The organism is Microbacterium sp. T3-8, assembly GCF_055398145.1.
On sequence record NZ_AP027918.1, the window covers coordinates 504,188 to 523,542 of the forward strand.

The window sequence follows — 19,355 nt, forward strand, 5'->3', positions numbered from 1 at the left end:
CGCCACCGAGCGGTGGCGCCCTCTTTCGCATGCCGAAGGCCGTCAGGCGGCGAGGAACCTCGCGGCCATCGGGGCGAACTTCTCCCAGTACTGGAAGATGCCGCCGTGCCCGGAGTTCGGGTAGATGATCAGCTCCGACCCCGCGATGCGCCGGTGCAGATCCTCGGAGAGGACCGACGGCACCATGCGGTCGTTGTCACCGTTGGCGATGAGCGTCGGCTGCGTGATCACCGACAGGTTCGACGGGGCGGAGCGGCCGAAGCGCTGGATCGCCTTGAGCTGCGTGCTGAACGCCTTGTTTCCGATGGGCGCATCCCGGTCGATCGCGCGTTCCTTGAGACGCTCGACGAACGCCTTGCTTGCCCGCTTGCCGATCGCGTCGCGGTTGAAGAAGAGGAACTCCTTGGGGTCGGATCGGGTGAGGGCCGACCGGAAGATGTCCCAGTACGTCACACCCACGACCTTGTCCATGTCTTTTCCGCCCCGCGGTCCCGTGCCGGTGAGCACGAGCTTGCGCACGAGTTCGGGATGCGCGACGACCAGGTCCTGGGCGATCATTCCGCCCATCGAGAACCCGAAGACGTCGATGGTGTCGTAGCCGAGCCGGCGGATGAACGCATACGCATCGTCTGCGGCCTCCTCGAGTGTGGCCGGCACGGTGCCGCCTGACGCGCCGACGCCCTGCTGATCGAACGTGATGACGTGCCGAGTCTTCGCGATGGTGTCGACGATGCGCGGATCCCAGTTGTCGAGGGTCGCGGCGAGATGCGTGAAGAAGACGACCGGTACATCCTCCGTGGGACCCAGCTCGCGGTACGCGAACTTCTTGCCGTCGACCGTGATCGATCGGGTCGGCGCCTGCGCGTAGGAGGTGATGGGTGGGGTGTCTGCGGTCATGATCGAGTTCCTCTCCGTCCGCGCTCGATGGTGCAGGGGCGGGTCAAGCGACCGCCCCCGCCCCCGTGACGACGACCTTGCCGCGCAGGCCGCCGCGCGTGAGCGCGGCCAGGGCCTGCGGGGTCTCGTCGAACGGGAACGCCGCGCCCACGACGGGGCGGATGCTGCCGCTGTCGACGAGCGCGGCGATCTCCCGCAGCTGCGAGCCGTCGGCCCTCATCCACAGGAACTCGTAGCCGACGCCGAGCTTCTTCGCCCGCGCGCGGACCTTGCGGCTCAGCGCCGCGATCGCGAGGCGGAGGAGGGGGTTGAGTCCCGCCGCGCGAGCGAAGGCGGGGTCGGGAGGCCCCGCGATCCCGATCGCCTTTCCGCCGGGGCGCAGGACGCGCAGCGACTTCTCGAGGTTCTCACCGCCGAGGCTGTCGAGTACGAGGTCGTAACCCGAGAGTTCTTTCTCGAAGTCCTGGGTACGGTAGTCGATCACCACGTCGGCCCCGAGTTCGCGCACGAAGTCCGCGTTCTTCACGGATGCTGTGGTGGCCACGTGCGCGCCGAGATGCTTCGCGAGCTGGATCGCGATCGAGCCGACTCCGCCGGCGCCGGCGTGGATGAGCACCTTTTGACCGGCCTGCACGTTCGCCCTCTCGACGAGTGCCTGCCATGCCGTCAGTGCCACGAGCGGCAGTGATGCGGCCTCGACGATGCCGATCGACGTGGGCGCGGGGGCGAGGTCGGCCTGGTCGATCGCGATGCGCTCGGCGAACGTTCCGATCCGCTGGTCGCGGGGACGGGCGAACACGTGGTCGCCCACGGCGAATCCCCTGACCTCCGAGCCCACGCGCAGCACGGTGCCGGCGACGTCGTGACCGAGGACGAGGGGCAGCGGGGAGGGCAGGATCGCCTTGAATTCGCCCGCGCGGATCTTCTCGTCCAACTGGTTGACGCCGGCCGCCTCGACGCGCACGAGCACGTCGCGCACGCCGAGTTCGGGCTCGGGCGCTGCGACTTCGTGCAGCGGCTGTGAGTAGGTGTCGAACGCGAACGCGCGCATGTAGCGTCTCCCAAGGTCGAGTTGACTCAATTATGAGTCAACTCAGTTTCCTTGTCAACGCAGAGCGTGCCGGGCCGGGGTGGGCTGATGCCGCGGGTCAGACGGCCGTGAAGTGCAGGAGCAGTGCGTTGCCGGGGTTCAGCACCGGCAGGGGGAGGCCCTGCGCGAGCACCGCGCCCGTGACGGTGAAGTCGGATGCCGCGAGCCACGCCGGGTCCGCGACCTGGTGGCGGTGCGCTCCGCCGATCTCGTCGCGCACCCGCACGCGGTACGTCGCCGCGGGGTCGAGGCCCGGGATCGGTACGCGCGGAGACTGCGCTGTGGCACTGGTCTCGGTGCGCACCCACGCGAACACGGCCTCCTCGCGGTCGGCGCTCACGACGCCGTGCAGCAGGCTGCCGGGGTCGACGTCGTCGCCGCGCACCGTGACGCCCGAGTGCAGCAGTCCCCGCAGCTCGCGGTACAGGGCGGTCCAGGCGGCGATCGCGGCGCGGTCGTCGTCGGATGCCGTCGTGAGATCCCACTCGAGGCCGGCGTGACCGAACAGGGCGGTCGCGGCGCGGAACGCGAACGACGCGTGCCGACCGGTGGTGTGCGAGACCGTCGGGCCGACGTGCGCGCCGATCAGCTCGGGCGGCAGCAGCGTCTGCGTGCCGCGCTGGATGCTCTGGCGCTCGATCGGGTCGTTGCAGTCCGACGCCCAGACACGGTCGGTGCGGGCGAGGGTGCCGAGGTCGGTGCGGCCTCCGCCCGAGGCGCACGATTCGATCTCGAGACGCGGATGCCGGCGACGGATCTCGTCGAGCACGCGGTACACCCCGAGCGTGTGGGCGTGCACGCGGCGGCGGCCGCGCGCGTCGAGCGAGGCGTGCAGGTCGCGATTGTGGTCCCACTTGACGAAGTCCACGCGGGCACGCGTGATCACGTCATCGAGCCGCTCGACGATGTAGTCGACGACGTCGTCGCGCGAGAAGTCGAGCACGAACTGGTGGCGCGAGGCGAGCAGCGGGTTCTCGCCGAGCAGCCAGTCCGGATGCTGTCGCGCCAGGTCGGAGTCGGGGTTCACCATCTCGGGCTCGAACCACAGGCCGAACTCGAGGCCGAGGTCGTGCACGCGCGCCGAGAGCGGTGCGAGCCCCTCGGGCCACACGTCGCCGTCGATGAACCAGTCGCCGAGGCCCGCATGGTCGTCTCGGCGTCCGCGGAACCAGCCGTCGTCGAGCACGAACCGCTCCACGCCCAGCTCGGCGGCGGTCGTCGCGAGCGCGGTGAGGGTGTCGAGGTCGTGGTCGAAGTACACGGCCTCCCACGTGTTGAGCAGCAGCGGCCGCGGCGTCTTCGGGTGGCTCGGGCGCGACCGGATCGACGCGTGGAACCGGGCGGTCACGCCGTCGATCCCCTCGTCGCTCCAGGTCGAGAGCAGCTCGGGCGAGCCGTACGTCTCGCCGGGCTGCAGACGCACCTCGCCCGCATCGACGAGTTCGCCGCCGCCGAGCACCGAGCGGTGGGCTCCGGCGCCCTCGGGCAGACGCTCGACCAGCATCTCCTGGTTGCCGCCCCACGCGAGGTGCGCGGCCCAGACCTCGCCCGAGCGGAAGCGGAAGCCCTCGGTGCCGGTCAGGGTCAGGAACGAGGAGTCGTGGCCGGGGCGTCCGCGACGCGACGACCGCAGCCAGGTGCCGTCGTGGATCGCGGCGCGCTGCGACACCTTCTCGTTCGTCCAGCGGCCCGTGAAGTCGACGACCTCGGCGGCGCGGGCGGGCAGCGGCAGCAGCGAGCGCACGGCGCCGACGTCGACCGGATGCTCGGCGCCGATGTTCTCGAGGACCACGGAGGAGTGCAGCACGCCGGCGTCGTCGAGCACGAACGTGAACGTCGCCTCGACCGTGGCGCGCGCATCCACCAGCACGAAGCTCGCGCTCGCGGCATCCGTCTGCACCGTCCGCGTCCGCGCGAACCCGTCGATCACGGCATCCGCTGCGGTCGCCTCGATCGCCGGGGTGCCCGACCATCCGTGCGCGCGGCCGGGCGCGATCGAGAACGAGCGGGCGACGTCGAGGGAGCTGTTCATCACGGCCGGGGTGGCGGTCGCGAGGAGGCCGGGGATGTCGGCATCCGTCAGCGGCGCACCCCAGTGCGCGATGGTCGGGGCGCCGAACAGGTCGGTCGTGACGACGAGGCTCACGCCTCCGTTGCGCAGGTGCGTGGCTTCCGGAACGGCGCTGTCCGGAACGGGGTTACTTGACGACATGAATTAATCATAGCCAGACCGGAGACGGGAGTTGTCGGCAAGGATGGGAACATGACCACTGCACTCGACGAACTCCTGGCCGCCGTCATCGAGAGCGGCCACCTCGACGAACCGGTCGCCGAGGACGGCATCGTGCACGGCCGCGCCCACCTCGAGGCCGCCGGCACCGACGTCACCGTCAACATCGACCCCGAGATCGAAGACGGCGATGCGGATGCCGAGGCCGACGTCGACGAGCTGGTCGCGGGAGTCGAGCGCATCCTCTCGATCACTGAGAAGCGCTGGCGGGCCATCGTCGACGAGGCCGCGTCCGACATCGAGGAGGCGGTCGGCGAGTCCGAGGTCAGCGAGCGCATCGACCTGCGCGATGACATGGAGGCTGCGTCGGTCGTCGTCTTCGCGGATGCCGTGCTCGTGTCGTTCGATGCCCCGCGGCAGTTCCCCGACTCGCGCATCCTCGTGCAGCTCGACGAGGAGCTCGAGGTCGACGGCGTCGAGGTCGCCGAAGACGACGGGGTCGAGACGATCTCCTTCGCCTCGGGCGACGCGCTGCTCGACCACATCAGCCGCGACGACGCCTGAGGTTCTTGCCGCGGGACGCTTCGACAGGCTCAGCGACCCAGTTTCTTCCGCCCCACGGGGTCCCTGAGCCTGTCGAAGGGCCGGCCCGCGCGACCAATCAGCTGTAGATGCGCGCCGCGCCGACCTGCGCCTCGAGCAGCGGCAGCGTGCGTGAGCGCTCCGGCTTCGGGCGGATGCCGAGCACCGTCGCGATCTCGAGCGCGAGGGCGGCGTGCCCGGCCGCGTTCGGGTGGAACGGGTCGCCCATCAGCCCCCACGGGATTCCGCCGGCGCCGAGCTCGATGAGCCGGGCGTACTGATCGACGAGGATGACGTCTTCGCTCGCGGCGACCTGCCGCACGGCATCCGCGAATTCGGCGACACGGGCCCGCTCCGGAGCGTTGGCGACGTCGATCGGCGGCGGGGTCTGCAGCACCGCGATCGCGCCCAGCGCCCGCACCCGTGCGACGAACTCGCGCAGCGAGGCGGCGTACTCCTCGGGCGAGATGACCGGCTGCGGTCCACCGGTCGAGAGGTCGTTCGTGCCGATCATCAGCGTCACGACGTCGGGCCGCCACGACGACACCCGGCGCTCGAAGTCTCCGAGGATGTCGACGATCCGGTGCCCGCTGATCGCCGAGTTCACGACGATGTCGCGCACCCGCTCGAGCTCACCGCGAACGAGTTCGTGCAGGTGCTCGGCGTAGCTGCGGCCGCCTTGCGTGAAGACGAGGCCGTGGGTGATCGAGTCTCCGGTGATCACCCAGGTCAGCGGGTCGCCGCCCGCGAGCAGGTCGGCGAGGCGGGCGAGATCGGATGCAGCGGTGGGGGCGGTGGTGTCGGACACGCCTCCGACCCTATCCACAGCATCCGACGTCGTGCATGCGGCCACGCAACGGGAGGAGATCTCACGCTCCGCAGGATCGAAAGAGCGGATGCCTCCTGCGGAAGCCGAGTTCTCCTCCCGGGGCGCGCGCCGCCGCGCTCAGAGCCAGCGCTTGTACTTGAAGATCCCGAAGAGACCGATCGCGAACGCCGCCATTGCGCCGAGAGCGAGCGGGTAGCCGAACGCCCAGTGCAGCTCGGGCATGACCTCGAAGTTCATGCCGTAGACGGTGCCGACGAGGGTGGGGGCGAAGATGATCGCCGCCCACGAGGAGATCTTCTTGATCTCGTCGTTCTGCGCGATGCTCGTGTCGGTCTGACGACGGGCGACGAGGGCGGAGTGCACGCGCAGCGCGTTCTCGAGGATCGCGCGGAACGAGTCGACCCGCTCGTTCACGCGGATCGTGTGGTCGAGCACGTCGCGCAGCGACCGCTGCAACTCCTCGTCGATGCGGTACTTGTCGGACCCTCGGCGCAGCCACTCGAGCATGCCGGTGAGGGGGTGCACCGCCCGCTGGAAGTTGATGACCTCGCGCGAGAGCTCGTAGATGCGCCGGGAGAGCGCGTCGTCGTCGCTGTCGCCGAAGAGCTGGTCCTCGATCTCGTCGATGTCGTTCTCGAGCCCCGCGACGATCGGCTCGTACTCGTCGACGACCTCGTCGAGGATCGCGTAGAGCACCGCTTCGGGTCCCATCGCGAGCAGCTCGGGGTGCGCCTCCATCCGCCGCCGCACGGCCGCGAGGTCGGGCGACTCGGCATGGCGGATCGTCACCACGAAGTCGGGGCCGACGAACAGGTGCAGCTCGCCGAACTCGACGGACTCCTGCTCGTCGCGGTAGCGCGCCGGCCGCAGCACAGCGAAGAGCGTGTCGCCGTAGCGCTCGACCTTGGAGCGCTGGTGGCCCGAGAGCGCGTCTTCGACGGCGAGCGGATGCAGATCGAACTCGCGCGCGACCGAGGCGACCTCTTCGGGGCTCGGTCGGTAGAGGCCGATCCACGCGATGCCACCGACGGAGTCGAGGATGCGGTAGGTCTCGTCGAGGTTCTGGGGGGTCTCCACGCGACGTCCGTGGACGTACACGCCGTTGTCGATCAGGGCCATGGGAGTGCTTCTTCTCTCGCAGGCGCACACCGACCGGGGTCGGGTGCGCGGGTTCGTCAGGATGCGGAGGACGCCACCCGGGACTGCGGAGATCGACGTGCGAACGCGGAGCGGATGCTCAACGCGCGAGCGCAGGGAGTCGCGACGCAGCGAGGGCGGCGTCGTTACTATCGTCGGACATCGCCATCACCGCCTTTCGGGACTCATCGGGTCACTCGACCCAAGGGGAGAGCATACTCCTCGGCTCTGGCAGGATTCTGCGTGCTGGGACCCATCGACAGGCTCAGGGACCCAGTTCAGCGCAGGGGCGCTGCGGGTCTAAGAACTGGGTTGCTGAGCCTGCCGAAGCATCCCGCCCGCGCGCTCGGGAGGAGTTCTCGCGCAACGGAGGAGTGTGTGCGGCATCCGCTCCTGTGCTGCGGGAGAACTCCTGCGTTGTGCGCGGGGGAGGGGCGACGTCTCGGGCGGAGAACTCGGCGTCGGGCGGAGTAATCGGGCGGATGCTTCCGCCCAACGCGATGATCTCCGCCCGGAGCGGGGTGGGGGCCGCAGGCAAGGCTCAGAGACCCAGTTCAGCGAAGGGCCAGCCGGGCTATAGGGTGACGACCTCGCCCGCGCGAGCGGCGGAGGCCTGGGCGGCCTTCACGATCTCGACGGTGCGGATGCCGACACCGGCGTCGGGTTGCGGCTGACGCCCGGCGCGCACGGACGCGACGAACTCCTCGAGCAGCAGGGCGTCGAGGTCGGCGCCGATCGGGTCCCATGTCTCGCCCGCGGCGTCGTGACCGGCCACACCCTTCGCGAACGGGCTGACGGTGACGGTGCCGCGCTCGGCGACGACCTGCAGGGTGAGTCCGCCCCAGGTCGCCGAACTCATCGGCCAGCTCCACGAGCAGTCGATCGTGGCGATCACGCCGCTCGGGTACTGCAGGGTCACGAGCCCTCCGGTCTCGACGGCGAGGTCGCGCTGGCCGTGCAGGATGCCGTTCGACACGGCCCTCACCGACGCGGCGCGCTCACCCAGGAGGTCGTCGAGCAGATCGGCGCAGTGCACGACATGGTCGACGAGAGCCCCGCCGCCGGCCAGCGACGGGTCGGTGAACCACGCGCGATCCTGCGGCAGCTTGCCGTTGTTGATGCCGGTGACACCGAGCACCCGGCCGAGGCGCCCGCTGCGCAGCTCGGCGATCGCGTCGCGCACGGCGGGCGCGAAGCGCACGGGGTAGGCGACCATGAGGATCACTCCGGCGTCGTCGCAGGCGGTGCGCATCGCGACGGCATCCTCGACCGTCGTCGCGAGCGGCTTCTCGCACAGCACGTGCACTCCTTCGGCGGCGGCGCGCTCGACCAGCGCCCGGTGCCGGGAGTTCTCGGCCGCGACGACGACGGCATCCGGCTTCCAGGCGAACGCCTCGTCGTAGGTCTCGACGTACGCGACGCCGAGCTCGGCGGCCAGTGCGGCCCCGCGCGGCGCGTCATCCGGCGCCGATGCCCCGTCGGGGTCGGTCGCGATCAGCTCGATGCCGGGCATCGCCGACAGGGCGTGCACGTAGCTGAGGGCGTGCGTATGCGCGAACGACAGCACGGCGATCCGCAGGGGCGTGGTCATCGGACGACCTCCTCGGTCGGCGAGGGAACGGGGGAGACGGGCGTCCCGGCGGCGATCGACGCGATCGCCGCCTCGGCGACAGCGACCGCGCGGATGCCGTCGGCCGGTGTCACCCGCGCCTCCCGCCCTTCGCGCAGCGCTGCCACGAAATCGGCGATCTCGGCGTAGTACGGGCTGTCCTGCGGCGACATCGGCGGCAGGTAGTCGGTGGCACCGGGGAGGGCTGCGGCATCCGTGCGCAGCGTGCGGTCCTCGGCGCTGTCGTATCGCAGGCGTCCTTCGGAGCCCGCGACCTCGACGCTCGTACGGAACGGGATGCCCGGGGCGACCCAACTGCCGTGGATGTGGCTGATGACCCCGTTCGCGTGCGTCAGCACGATGTGCGAGGTGACGGGAGCGGGCACGCGGTCGTCGATCGTCGGCGGGTTCTGCACCGCGAACACCTGCGACACGTCTCCCGCGAACCACAGGGCCTGGTCGATGTCGTGGATCATGAGGTCGCGGATCAACCCGCCTCCCGCGCTCTCGGAGAAGAACCACGGCGACTGCGGCGCGGCACCGGCCCGGCTGAACCGCTGCACGGCGAGAGTTCCGATGCGCCCCGCGTCGACGGCGGCCTTGATCTGCGCGTACTCGCCCATGTAACGCACGACGTGCGCGGGGAAGAGGCGCACACCCGCGGCGGCCGCGGCATCCGTCACCCGTGCGGCGTCGATCGACGTCGCCGCCAGCGGCTTCTCGCAGACGACGTCGCGGCCCGCGGCGATGGCGCGCAGCGCGAAGTCGGCGTGCGTGCTGCTGGGAGTCACGATGTCGACGAGGTCGACCAGGTCGATCAGCGCGTCGACATCGGCGACGAGCTCGAACCCGTATTCCTCGGCGATCTCCTCGGCACCCGCCAGCGAGGTCACGTAGCCCTGTGCGCCCAGCGCCCTCCAGGCGTCGGCGTGCACGCGCGAGATGCCGCCGGCTCCGATGAGTCCGACCTTCAGGGTGCTCACTTCGTCTCCTCGGGGGTGGGCGATGCCGTGTCGTGCGGCAGCGGGGTGATGGGCGGCACCGGCATGTCGTCGATGCCGTAGATGTCGGCGGCGTGCCGCTGGAAGGCGTGCACGACCGCGCCGTGCGCCGCGGCCTCGCCGCCGAGGCGCGCTTCGGCGAGGGGCACCTGGAACGGCAGTCCGAGATGCCGGGGGAGCGCCTGGCGCAGTGGATCGAGCAGCTGCTCGTGCGCCGCCGACAGACCGCCGCCGATCACGATCATGGCGGGGTCGACGGTCATCGTGAGGGTCGCGATGCCGTGCGCGAGTTCCTCGATGAAGGCGTCCAGCTCGTCCTGCGCGGCACGGTCCCCGGCCCGCGCGGCGGCGAACACCTCCGCGGCCGTCGGGGCGGTGCGCCACGAGATCTGCCCGGTCTCGGTGTTGAGGCCGCGGAAGGCGAGACGGCCGATGTCGCCGGCCGCGTTGTGGATGCCCCGCCGCGGGCGCCCGCCGAGGATGAGCCCCATCGAGATGCGGTTACCCACCGAGAGGTAGATGACGTCGTCGACGAGCTGTGCCACCCCGAGGTGGTGCTCGGCGACCGCGGCGAGTCGCACGCCGTTGTCGACCGAGACGGGGCAGCCGAACGCCTGACGCAGCTGCGCACCGATGTCGGCCCCCGACCACTCGGGGATCACGACCGAGAGCACCACGCGGCCGGCGTCGTCGACCAGACCGGGGAGCGAGACGCCGATGGCCCGCACGCGGGACGAGGCGACGGATGCTCCGCCCAGTGTCTGCCGCACGTCGTCGATCACGGCCGCGAGCTTGGCGGCGCCGTCGGGGTGCGCTTCGACCCCGGGGAAGCTGCGCTGGGCGATCACGCGGCCGGCGAGGTCGGAGAGGAGCACGCGCACGCTCGCGACGCCGATGTCGACTCCGACGACGGTGCCCGCCTCGGCGTGGAACGAGTAGTGCCGCGCGGGGCGGCCGGCTCCGCCGACGCTCGCGACGGGGGCGTCGACGATCAGCCCCGAATCGCTCAGCACCGACACGGCGTTCTCGACCGAGGTGCGCGAGATCTCGAGCGACCGGGAGAGGTCGTTGACCGTCGAGGGCCCGCCATCGCGGAGCTGCAGCGCGGATCGCGCGACGATCGACAGCTGGCCTGACACGCCCATGTGCGGTCCTCTCTTCATCGACGTGGTCGGTGTGCGAACAAGTTAGCACACCGGATTCTCAGATCAGGCTCGGACGTTCTCGAGCCGGAAACACGGCGGAAACAACCGTCTGAGAACTTGTCCTTGACGAATTATCCCATCCCGATGTCATAATGAACCGTACTCAGCACGGTTCAAGCAAAGGAGCACCATGCGCGTCAGCAAGATCACCGGCGTCGTCGCGGGAGTCGCGACCGCCACCCTGTTGGCCGGATGTTCGGCCGGCGGAGGAAGCACCGCTGAAGGAGACCAGAGCATCACGGTCTGGCTCTACCCGGTCATCGCCGACGAGGCGGTGCACAAGGACTTCTGGGACTCGACGATCGAGGCCTTCGAGGCCGAGAACGACGGCATCGACGTGAACTACGAGATCTTCCCGTGGGCCAACCGCGACGAGTCCCTGCAGACGGCGATCGCCGCGGGCAAGGGTCCGGACGTCGTCTACCTCATCCCCGACCAGCTGTCGGCGTACCAGTCGTCGATCGCCCCGCTCAACGACCTGCTCAGCGAGCAGCGGCAGGACGACCTGCTCCCCAACGTCAAGGAGTCCGTCACGATCGACGGCGACATCCTCGGGGCGCCGATCCTGACCAGCGCCCAGCCGCTCATCTGCAACGCCGCCGCCTTCGAGGCCGCGGGCGTGACCGAGTACCCCGAGACCTGGGACGACATCATCGACATCGCGCCGGAGTTCACGGCGGCCGACATGTACGTGCTGAACTACCCGGCGTCGGCGGAGAACACCCTCAACCTCACCTTCTACCCGCTGCTCTGGCAGGCCGGGGGACAGGTCTACGACGACGGCGAGGTCGGCTTCGACAGCAAGGCCGGCGAAGAGGCGCTCACGTTCATCACCGATCTGGCCGAGGCGGGGGCCCTCGACCCCGAGGCGCTCACCACCAACGTGGCGCTCGAGCAGACCGCGATCGCTCAGGGCAAGGTCGCCTGCACCTGGAACAACGGCGTGACCGAGGTCGCTCCGTTCTGGGGCGAGGAGAACGTCAAGGTGCTCGCTCCGCTCACCGATGAGAAGTCGGTGGCCTACGGCACGGTCGGTTCGCTCTCGGTGCTCAAGGGATCGAAGGCGCAGGATGCCGCGGCGAAGTTCGCCGAGTACGCCACCAGCGCCGAGGTCGTCGAGCCCTACCTCACCGCCGCCGGGTACTTCTCGGCGCTCAGCACCACCGAGCCGCTCTACGCCGACGACCCGCTCCTCGGCGAGGTCGAGAAGTACGTGCCCGACACGACGGTGGGCGAGCTGAACGAGAGCTCGCGTGCGCTCATGGGCGTGCTCGCCCCCGAGATCCAGGCGGCGCTGCTGGGTCAGAAGTCCCCGGCCGACGCGCTGAAGGATGCCGCGACCGCCGCGGCCCCGCTCATCAAGTAGTGACCACGGGGGTGCGCCGCGGCATCCGCTGCGCACCCCCGTCCCTTCCCGACCCGACGTGAGGTTCTCATGACGACGGCAACCATGCCGAAGAAGCCGCAGGGCACGGTGACCCGCCTGCTCGCCCGGCGCGAGGCGCGGGTGGCGTTCCTCTTCGTGCTCCCCGCCTTCCTGCTCTTCATCGCGTTCCGCTTCGGCCCCAGCATCGCCGGCGTCGCGCTGAGCTTCTTCGACTACGACATCTCCGGTGAGATCGCGTGGCGGGGTCTCGACCACTTCCAGCGACTCGTCGCCGATCCGCTCTTCTGGCGGGCGATGGGCACGACGCTCGTCTACACCGTCTTCGCCGTGCCGATCTCTCTGGCGCTCTCGACGATCATGGCGCTGGGGGTGCGACGCGCGTTCCGCGGCGCGCGGTTCTTCCGGTCGATCTTCTTCCTCCCCGTCATCACCTCGCTCGTGCTCGCGGGCAGCATCTTCGTCTGGATCTTCTCGAGCAACGGGCCTTGGTCGCAGCTCATGGCTCCGCTCGGGCTCGGCGGCTCGTGGCTCGGCAGCACCGTGCTCGTCATCCCCGCGATCGTCGTCGTGGGCGTCTGGTCGCGGTTCGGCTACGGGATGATGATCATCATCGCGGCCCTGCAGGACGTCCCTCGCGAGCTCGAGGAGGCGGCGCTGGTCGACGGGGCAGGGGCATGGAAACGCTTCCGCTACATCGTGCTGCCGTACCTGCGCCCGACGTTCTTCTTCCTCGCGGTGATCGAGACGACCGCCGCCTTCCAGGTCTTCGACGTCATCTACGTGATGACCCAGGGTGGGCCGGCGAACGCCAGCTACTCGCTCGTCTACCTGCTCTACGACCAGGGCTTCCGGTACTTCGACTACGGCTACGCGGCCGCGGTCGGTGTCGCCCTCTTCGTCATGACCCTCGTGGTCGCCCTCATCCAGCGCCTCGTGATCGGAAAGCAGAAATGACCGCCCTGATCCAGCCGCCCACGCAGACGCCGGTCTCGGCGCCGCCGCAGAAGCCGGCCGCCCCGCGCCGCCATCGCTCGTTCCGCGCGCTCGAACCCACCCGCATGGGCGTGGTCGTGCGGTGGATCTGGCTGAGCCTCGCCGGCATCCTGAGCTTCTTCCCCTTCTACGCGATGGTCGTGCTGAGCCTCAAGCCCGGCATGGTGGTCGACCTTCCCGGATCGCTGATCCCCTGGACCGACATCTCCTTCGAGTCCTACGAGCAGGTGCTGGGCGGGCAGAACATCCTCGGCTGGCTGTTCAACACGCTCGTCTACTCGCTCGTCTCGGTCGTCGCCGTGCTGTTCCTGTCGGCGCTCGCCGGGTACGCGTTCGCCAAGAAGCGCTTCCGCGGCAAGGAGGTGATGTTCTGGTCGTTCCTCGCGATGGTGATGGTGCCGTTCCACGTCACCCTCATCCCGACGTTCATCCTGATGGCGAACCTCGGCGGCATCGACACCTACTGGGGCCTCATCCTGCCGACGCTCGCGAACGCGCAGGCCGTGTTCCTCATGCGCCAGTTCATCCAGGGGCTGCCCGACGAGCTGTTCGAGGCCGCGCGGATCGACGGAGCGGGCGAGTTCCGCATCTTCCTGCGCATCGTCCTGCCGCTGTGCAAGCCGATCCTCGCGACCCTCGGCATCTTCGTGTTCCTGTGGCACTGGAACGACTTCCTGTGGCCGCTCATCATCGCCAAGTCGAACTCGATGTTCACCCTCACCGTCGGCATCTCGTCGCTGCAGCAGCAGAACGTCCCGTTGAGCACGATGCTCGCGGGGTCGGTCGTCGCGCTGCTGCCCATCTTCCTCGCGTACCTGATCGCTCAGCGCTACGTGCAGGAGGGCGTCACGGGCACCGGCATCAAGGGCTAGAGACACCAGCTGAGAAGAAGGGAAAGCACCACATGCCTCAGCGCCACTTCACCTCCGAGGCCGATCTCGAGGAGGCCCTCGCGACACCGAGCGACGCGCTCGTCGACGACCTCGCGAGCGGTTCGGGCGACCTCGTCATCCTCGGGGCCGGCGGAAAGATGGGCCCGACCCTCGCGATGCTGGCCCGTCGCGGGATGGATGCCGCGGGCCGTGAGGCCGATGCGGTCTACGCCGTCTCGCGGTTCGGCGACGCCGAGATCCGTGCGCGCCTCGAGAGGGCCGGTGTGCGCGTCGTGCCGTTCGATCTCATCGAGAACGACGACTTCTCGTCGCTGCCGGATGCCCCGAACGTGGTGTTCATGGTGGGGGCGAAGTTCGGGGCCGCGACCAACGCCTCGTGGGCGTGGGAGGTCAACGCGGCGCTGCCCGACCGGGTCGCCCGCCGCTACCGCGACAGCGCGATCTCGGTGCTGTCGACCGGGAACGTCTACCCCTTCGTGCCGGCGTCGTCGGGCGGAGCATCGGAAGAGCTCGCTCCCGCACCGATCGGCGAGTACGCGCAGTCGTGCCTCGGACGCGAGCGGGTCTTCGAGTTCGGTGCGCAGGAGCGCGGGACGAAGGTCGCGATCATCCGCCTCAACTACGCCGTCGATCTGCGCTACGGCGTGCTCGCCGACATCGGCAGTGCGGTGAACGCGGGTGAGCCGGTGTCGGTCGCGACCGCCAACGTCAACGTGATCTGGCAGGGGTACGCGAACGAGGTGGTGCTGCGCAGTCTGAACCACGCCTCCACCGACCCGTTCACGATCAACCTCACCGGTCCCGAGCTGCTGAGCGTCGAGTCGATCGCCCGCCGCTTCGGAGCGCTGTTCGACCGCGAGGTCGACCTCGTCGACGAGCCCCAGCCGACCGCGCTGCTCAGCGATGCGCGTCGGTGCATGGCGCTGTTCGGCTACCCGTCGGTGTCGGCCGAGACGCTCATCGCGATGCAGGCCGACTGGATCGCCGGCGGCCTGCCCATGATCGCCAAGCCCACCAAGTGGGCCGTGCGGGACGGGAAGTTCTGATGGCGACCTCCGCCGCGCGTACCGCGACCGTGCCGTCGCTGCGTCCCGAAGCCGCGGCCACTCTGGCCCGCGGCGCGGTGATCCCCGCGCATCCGCTCGCACTGACCGCTGATCGCGCACTCGACGAGCGTCGCCAGCGTGCCCTGTCGCGCTACTACCTCGACGCCGGGGCCGGGGGTCTCGCCGTCGGCGTGCACACCACGCAGTTCGAGATCCGCGACCCCGAGCACGCCCTCTTCGAGCCGGTGCTCGCGCTCGCGGCCGAGGAGATGGATGCCCGCTCCGATCCCGCTCTCGTGCGCATCGCGGGGGTGGCCGGAGACACCGCGCAGGCGGTCGCCGAAGCCGAGCTCGCACGCTCGCTCGGCTACGACGCGGTGCTCATCAGCCCGCGCGTCGCGGGTGCCGACGAGCGCGCGCTGCTCGACCGCGCCCGCGCCGTCGGCGAGGTGCTTCCGCTCGTGGGCTTCTACCTGCAGACCGCGATCGGCGGACCGGTTCTCGACCGCGACTTCTGGCGCGAGTTCGCGGCGATCCCCGCGGTCGTGGCCGTGAAGGCGGCGCCCTTCGATCGCTACCGCACCCTCGAACTGGTGCGCGGGGTCGCGGCATCCGGTCGTGCCGACGAGATCGCGCTGTACACCGGCAACGACGATGCGATCGTCGCCGACCTGCTCGCGGAGTTCCACGTCGAGTCGCCCGACGGGCCGCGCACGCTGCGCTTCGTCGGCGGACTGCTCGGCCAGTGGGCCGTCGGCACGCGCGCCGCGGTCGCGCTGCTCGAGAAGGCGCACCGTGCGATGGCGGGGGATGCCACGGCCTATCGCGAGCTGAGCCTCCTCGCCTCCGACATGGTCGACCTCAACCAGGCGGTGTTCGACCCGGGCAACGACTTCCACGGCGTGATCGCGGGAGTGCACGAGATGCTGCGACAGCAGGGTCTGCTCGAGGGCACCTGGTGCCTCGACCCCGCCGAGGGCCTCTCCCCCGGGCAGGCCGAGGAGATCGCCCGCGTACGCCGGGCCTACCCCGCGCTGAACGACGACGCGTTCATCGCCGCGCACCGCGAGGACTGGTTGCGATGAGCGCCCTCCCCGTCGTGGTCGCAGTGGTGTCCGAGGCGCTGTACGCGGAGTTCTTCTCGCCCGACGATGCCGATCGCCTCGCGGGGGTCGCCGGGCGGCTGGGGGGATCGTTTGTGCGGGTGGACCGGCTGACGGATGCGCCGCTCGACGAGGTGCGCGTCGTGATCACGAGCTGGGGCATCGATCCGTTCGACGCCGCCGTGCTCGACCGGATGCCGCGGCTCGAGCTCGTCGCGCACACGGGCGCCTCGATCAAGGCGTTCGCGACCGCGGAGCTGTTCGACCGGGGCGTCGTCGTCACGCAGGCGGGGGCGGGCATGGCGCGATCGGTCGCGGAGGTGTCGCTCGCCTTCACGCTCGCGCTGCTGCATCGCGTGCCCGAGATGCACAACGGGCTGCGGGGCGGCGGCTGGGACGCGGGCGTCCCGGCGCAGCACGAGATCCTCGATGCCCCGATCGCGGTGATCGGGGCATCGCGCACGGGTCGCGCCTACCTCGAACTCATCCGGCTGCTGGGCGCGCGTCCGCTGCTCGTCGACCCGACGCTCGATCGGGCCGCGGCATCCGCTCTGGGTGCCGAACTCGTCACGCTCGACGACGCCATCGAGCGGGCGCGGATCGTCGCCGTGCACGCGCCGACGCTGCCCGAGACGCACCATCTCATCGGACGCCGCGAACTGGCGCTGATGCCCGACGGCGCCGGTCTCGTGAACACCGCGCGCTCCTGGCTCGTCGATGAGGAGGCGCTCGTCGACGAAGTGCGAGCGGGGCGCCTCAGCGCCGCGATCGACGTGTTCGACGAGGAGCCCCTCGATGCGGAGCATCCGCTGCGCACGCTGACCGGCGCGCTGCTCACGCCGCACCGGGCGGCCGGCACGACCGAGGGTCGGCTGCGCCAGGGCCGCATCGTGGCCGACGAGCTCGATCGCTTCTCTTCGGGCCGACCGCTCGCCCATGCCGTCGATCGCGCGCACTTGGCGTCGATGGCATGAACCCGAAGACCTCTGGGGGCTCTGGGGACTGAACCGGATGTTGCGTGACGACCGCGAGGCCGCACGCCCGACCGCGGCCACGCTGCCGCAAGGAGGTACGACATGACGATCACGCACGACACCGACAGCACCACCTCGACCGCCGCGCTGCGCAGCAGGCGCATGCTGCTCGCCGGATTCGGCGCCGCCGCCCTCGGCGGTGTGGCGGCGGTCGCGGTGCAGACACCCGCGCAGGCCGCCGGCCCGGTGGCGCCGATGAGCTCTTCGGGCTCGAAGGACGTCGGCAACGCCGGTCTCGCGACCGACCTGCCCTCGCTCAAGGGCAAGAACGGCGACCTCGTACGCACGAGCGGTTACGGGGCGCCGGGCGACGGTGGCCACGGCCTCTACCGCTTCGTGAAGAAGGACGCCCCGGCCGTGAACGGCGGCACCGTCATCGCCGCGCGGAAGGAAGGCGCGTGGGTGCTCGTGCATCACGGCGTCGTCGACTTCCGCACGTTCGGGATCATGGACGCGAGCGTGAACGCCGATGATGCGCTCGATGCGATGGTGAACGATCCGAGCATCCACCGCGTCGAGGCGCACAGCGACCTCAACTTCGTGCGTCGGCACATCTTCCGCCGCTCGGGCATCGCGTTCGATTTCGGCAACCACCTGATGACGACCGTGGGCATCGAGAACGCCGGCAAGGACGACCCGTTCGCCGCCGTGATGTTCTTCCAGGGCGAGGTGACGGGTGCGGCGCAGGAGGCGCGCCTGAACGAGGTCGTGCCCGACCTCGGCGACGTCTTCCCGGTCGCCGATTCGTCGTTCTTCACGGTCGGCGACTGGTACGCGGCCGAGGTAAACGCGCTCGCCGGCCGCTGGGAGCGCGAGCTGCAGAGACTGGTGCAGGTGACGCAGATCGTCGACGGCACGCACATCCGCATCAACTACAAGAACGGCTGGCCGCTCGCCGCCGACCGCACGATGACCTGGCGTCACGTGCTGCCCGTGCAGGACGTGACGGTCTCGAACCTGAAGTTCCTCGGCACCGGGACCGACGAGTACACCGGATCGCACCCCCTCGCCTTCGAGTACGCGGTGCGCTGCGACGTCGACCACATCGACGGAACCGGAACCTTCTGGCCGCTGATCCAGCGCCGCTGGAACACCTATTACTCGACGGTGAGCTGCACGCTCAAGAACCCCACCTCGGTGACCTGGGGCGGTGCCGGGTACCTGACGCAGCAGATCTACTGCCTCTACGGCTACGTCGCGAACTGCCACACGGCCAACGCGCGCCACCTCAACGACTTCACCGCGAGCGCCTACTGCCTCGTCGAGAACTGCCACGGCGACGGTGACGACCAGGGTCCGTTCGTCACCCACGGGCAGTACGAGCACGACCTCACCTACACCGGCAACTCGGGGCTCATGACCTTCGCGAACTCCGGCGCGGCGTGGGGCTCGGCGGCCAAGCGCATCACGGTGCGCAAGCACGTGTGCTCGTGGTTCGTCGCCCGCGTGCGCATCACCGACCTCACGCTCGAAGACGTGCAGGTCATCGGCAAGCCGTCGCTCGCAGGCTCCGGCATGCTGTGGATCAACGCCGACGGTGCGCAGCTGCGCGGGTGCACGGCATCCGACACGCTCATCATCACCCAGCAGTCGGATGCCTCGTCGCGGCCGAACATCATCGAGGGCTCGCACGTCACCTTCGTCGCGGCCGGCGGCGAGCTGACGAGTGCGGCCGTCACCACCCCGGTCACCTTCGTCGACACGGTGCTCAGCGGGGTGGGCGGACTGAAGATCACGGGCCCGGGTGCCGTGACTTTCCGGGGGTCGACGCTCGTGGGAGCGGACGACGCCGCACCGATCGTGTCGCAGTCGGAGCGGCTGCGGTTCGAGGGCTCGACCCTGCGCAACGCCCGTGTGGCGGCGGCGCGGGGGGAGCGCCAGACCATCGAGGTCGCGGGGTCGGACGTCGTGAACGTCGGCGGCACGGGCCTGGCGCGCACCGGAGCGGGCGAGCTGCACGTGGCGCTGTCCGACAGCACGTTCCGCGCCGAGGGGGCGGCGACGCACGTGTCGATCACCACCGGCGCCACGCACTACCGTGCGGTCGGCAACCGCTTCGAGGGCGGCGCGATCGAACTCGGCGACGGGGCTTTCGGGTCGTCGTCGACGCTCGTGCACACCGCCAACGTCGAGTCCGGCGTGACGCGCACGGCCTTCCCCGCCGCGGGCGACCGCGTCGTCGACACCGCGAACGTCACGGTCTGAGGTGCTCATGCGTGGGGGGCGCTTCGACAGGCTCAGCGACCCAGTTTCTTGCGACTGGGTCCCTGAGCTCGTCGAAGGGCCCCGCCGCGCGCAGACCTGGGTCCCTGAGCTTGT

The 19,355-nt window shown here is 70.0% G+C and carries 16 protein-coding genes; 8 read left to right on the top strand and 8 right to left on the bottom strand.

What is annotated here, in order from left to right:
• Positions 1-42: 42 nt before the first annotated feature.
• The 3 genes from ACZ5Y9_RS02400 to ACZ5Y9_RS02410 all read right to left on the bottom strand — a co-directional run bounded on the left by ACZ5Y9_RS02400 (position 43) and on the right by ACZ5Y9_RS02410 (position 4,199).
• Positions 43-897, bottom strand: coding sequence for an alpha/beta fold hydrolase (locus ACZ5Y9_RS02400; RefSeq protein ID WP_464472162.1), 855 nt, complete (start codon positions 895-897; stop codon positions 43-45).
• A gap of 43 nt (positions 898-940) precedes the next feature.
• Positions 941-1,948, bottom strand: a complete 1,008-nt coding sequence (locus tag ACZ5Y9_RS02405) for an NADP-dependent oxidoreductase (protein ID WP_247623884.1) — start codon at positions 1,946-1,948, stop codon at positions 941-943.
• Between the two features lie 97 nt (positions 1,949-2,045).
• Positions 2,046-4,199: an alpha-galactosidase gene (locus ACZ5Y9_RS02410; protein ID WP_464472163.1), complete on the bottom strand. Its 2,154-nt coding sequence runs from the start codon at positions 4,197-4,199 to the stop codon at positions 2,046-2,048.
• 51 nt (positions 4,200-4,250) lie between these two features.
• Between ACZ5Y9_RS02410 and ACZ5Y9_RS02415 the strand changes: the two genes are divergently transcribed.
• Positions 4,251-4,781, top strand: coding sequence for a cytochrome C5 (locus ACZ5Y9_RS02415; RefSeq protein WP_247623882.1), 531 nt, complete (start codon positions 4,251-4,253; stop codon positions 4,779-4,781).
• A 97-nt stretch (positions 4,782-4,878) separates the two neighbouring features.
• Here ACZ5Y9_RS02415 and ACZ5Y9_RS02420 read toward each other — a convergent pair whose 3' ends face one another.
• From ACZ5Y9_RS02420 to ACZ5Y9_RS02440, 5 genes are all read right to left on the bottom strand, one after another.
• Positions 4,879-5,607, bottom strand: coding sequence for an SGNH/GDSL hydrolase family protein (locus ACZ5Y9_RS02420; protein ID WP_464472164.1), 729 nt, complete (start codon positions 5,605-5,607; stop codon positions 4,879-4,881).
• A gap of 138 nt (positions 5,608-5,745) precedes the next feature.
• The gene (gene corA / locus ACZ5Y9_RS02425) at positions 5,746-6,747 is read right to left on the bottom strand and encodes a magnesium/cobalt transporter CorA (RefSeq protein ID WP_247623880.1); all 1,002 of its coding nucleotides are present in this window, start codon (positions 6,745-6,747) and stop codon (positions 5,746-5,748) included.
• A 592-nt stretch (positions 6,748-7,339) separates the two neighbouring features.
• Positions 7,340-8,356 carry a Gfo/Idh/MocA family protein gene (locus ACZ5Y9_RS02430; RefSeq protein WP_440748004.1) on the bottom strand — a complete coding sequence of 339 codons (1,017 nt, stop codon included), beginning with the start codon at positions 8,354-8,356 and terminating at the stop codon, positions 7,340-7,342.
• Entirely contained in the window at positions 8,353-9,357 is a 1,005-nt protein-coding gene (locus tag ACZ5Y9_RS02435) for a Gfo/Idh/MocA family protein (RefSeq protein ID WP_336641290.1), read from the bottom strand. Before ACZ5Y9_RS02435 ends, ACZ5Y9_RS02430 begins: the two co-directional genes overlap by 4 nt.
• Positions 9,354-10,520, bottom strand: coding sequence for an ROK family transcriptional regulator (locus tag ACZ5Y9_RS02440; RefSeq protein ID WP_440748006.1), 1,167 nt, complete (start codon positions 10,518-10,520; stop codon positions 9,354-9,356). The genes ACZ5Y9_RS02435 and ACZ5Y9_RS02440 overlap by 4 nt, the downstream gene beginning before the upstream one ends.
• 190 nt (positions 10,521-10,710) lie before the next feature.
• Between ACZ5Y9_RS02440 and ACZ5Y9_RS02445 the strand changes: the two genes are divergently transcribed.
• The 7 genes from ACZ5Y9_RS02445 to ACZ5Y9_RS02475 all read left to right on the top strand — a co-directional run bounded on the left by ACZ5Y9_RS02445 (position 10,711) and on the right by ACZ5Y9_RS02475 (position 19,241).
• A complete protein-coding gene (locus ACZ5Y9_RS02445; RefSeq protein ID WP_464472165.1) occupies positions 10,711-11,946 on the top strand; it encodes an ABC transporter substrate-binding protein in 1,236 nt (411 codons plus the stop codon).
• A 69-nt stretch (positions 11,947-12,015) separates the two neighbouring features.
• Positions 12,016-12,921 carry a carbohydrate ABC transporter permease gene (locus ACZ5Y9_RS02450; RefSeq protein WP_247633275.1) on the top strand — a complete coding sequence of 302 codons (906 nt, stop codon included), beginning with the start codon at positions 12,016-12,018 and terminating at the stop codon, positions 12,919-12,921.
• Positions 12,918-13,832 carry a carbohydrate ABC transporter permease gene (locus ACZ5Y9_RS02455; RefSeq protein WP_247623874.1) on the top strand — a complete coding sequence of 305 codons (915 nt, stop codon included), beginning with the start codon at positions 12,918-12,920 and terminating at the stop codon, positions 13,830-13,832. The genes ACZ5Y9_RS02450 and ACZ5Y9_RS02455 overlap by 4 nt, the downstream gene beginning before the upstream one ends.
• 32 nt (positions 13,833-13,864) lie before the next feature.
• Positions 13,865-14,899, top strand: coding sequence for an NAD-dependent epimerase/dehydratase family protein (locus ACZ5Y9_RS02460; RefSeq protein WP_247633273.1), 1,035 nt, complete (start codon positions 13,865-13,867; stop codon positions 14,897-14,899).
• A complete protein-coding gene (locus tag ACZ5Y9_RS02465; protein ID WP_464472166.1) occupies positions 14,899-15,984 on the top strand; it encodes a dihydrodipicolinate synthase family protein in 1,086 nt (361 codons plus the stop codon). The genes ACZ5Y9_RS02460 and ACZ5Y9_RS02465 overlap by 1 nt, the downstream gene beginning before the upstream one ends.
• A complete protein-coding gene (locus tag ACZ5Y9_RS02470; RefSeq protein WP_464472167.1) occupies positions 15,981-16,976 on the top strand; it encodes a hydroxyacid dehydrogenase in 996 nt (331 codons plus the stop codon). The genes ACZ5Y9_RS02465 and ACZ5Y9_RS02470 overlap by 4 nt, the downstream gene beginning before the upstream one ends.
• A 102-nt stretch (positions 16,977-17,078) precedes the next feature.
• On the top strand, positions 17,079-19,241 hold the full coding sequence (locus ACZ5Y9_RS02475; protein ID WP_464472168.1) for a peptidase C14: 2,163 nt from the start codon (positions 17,079-17,081) through the stop codon (positions 19,239-19,241).
• The last annotated feature ends 114 nt before the right edge of the window (positions 19,242-19,355 follow it).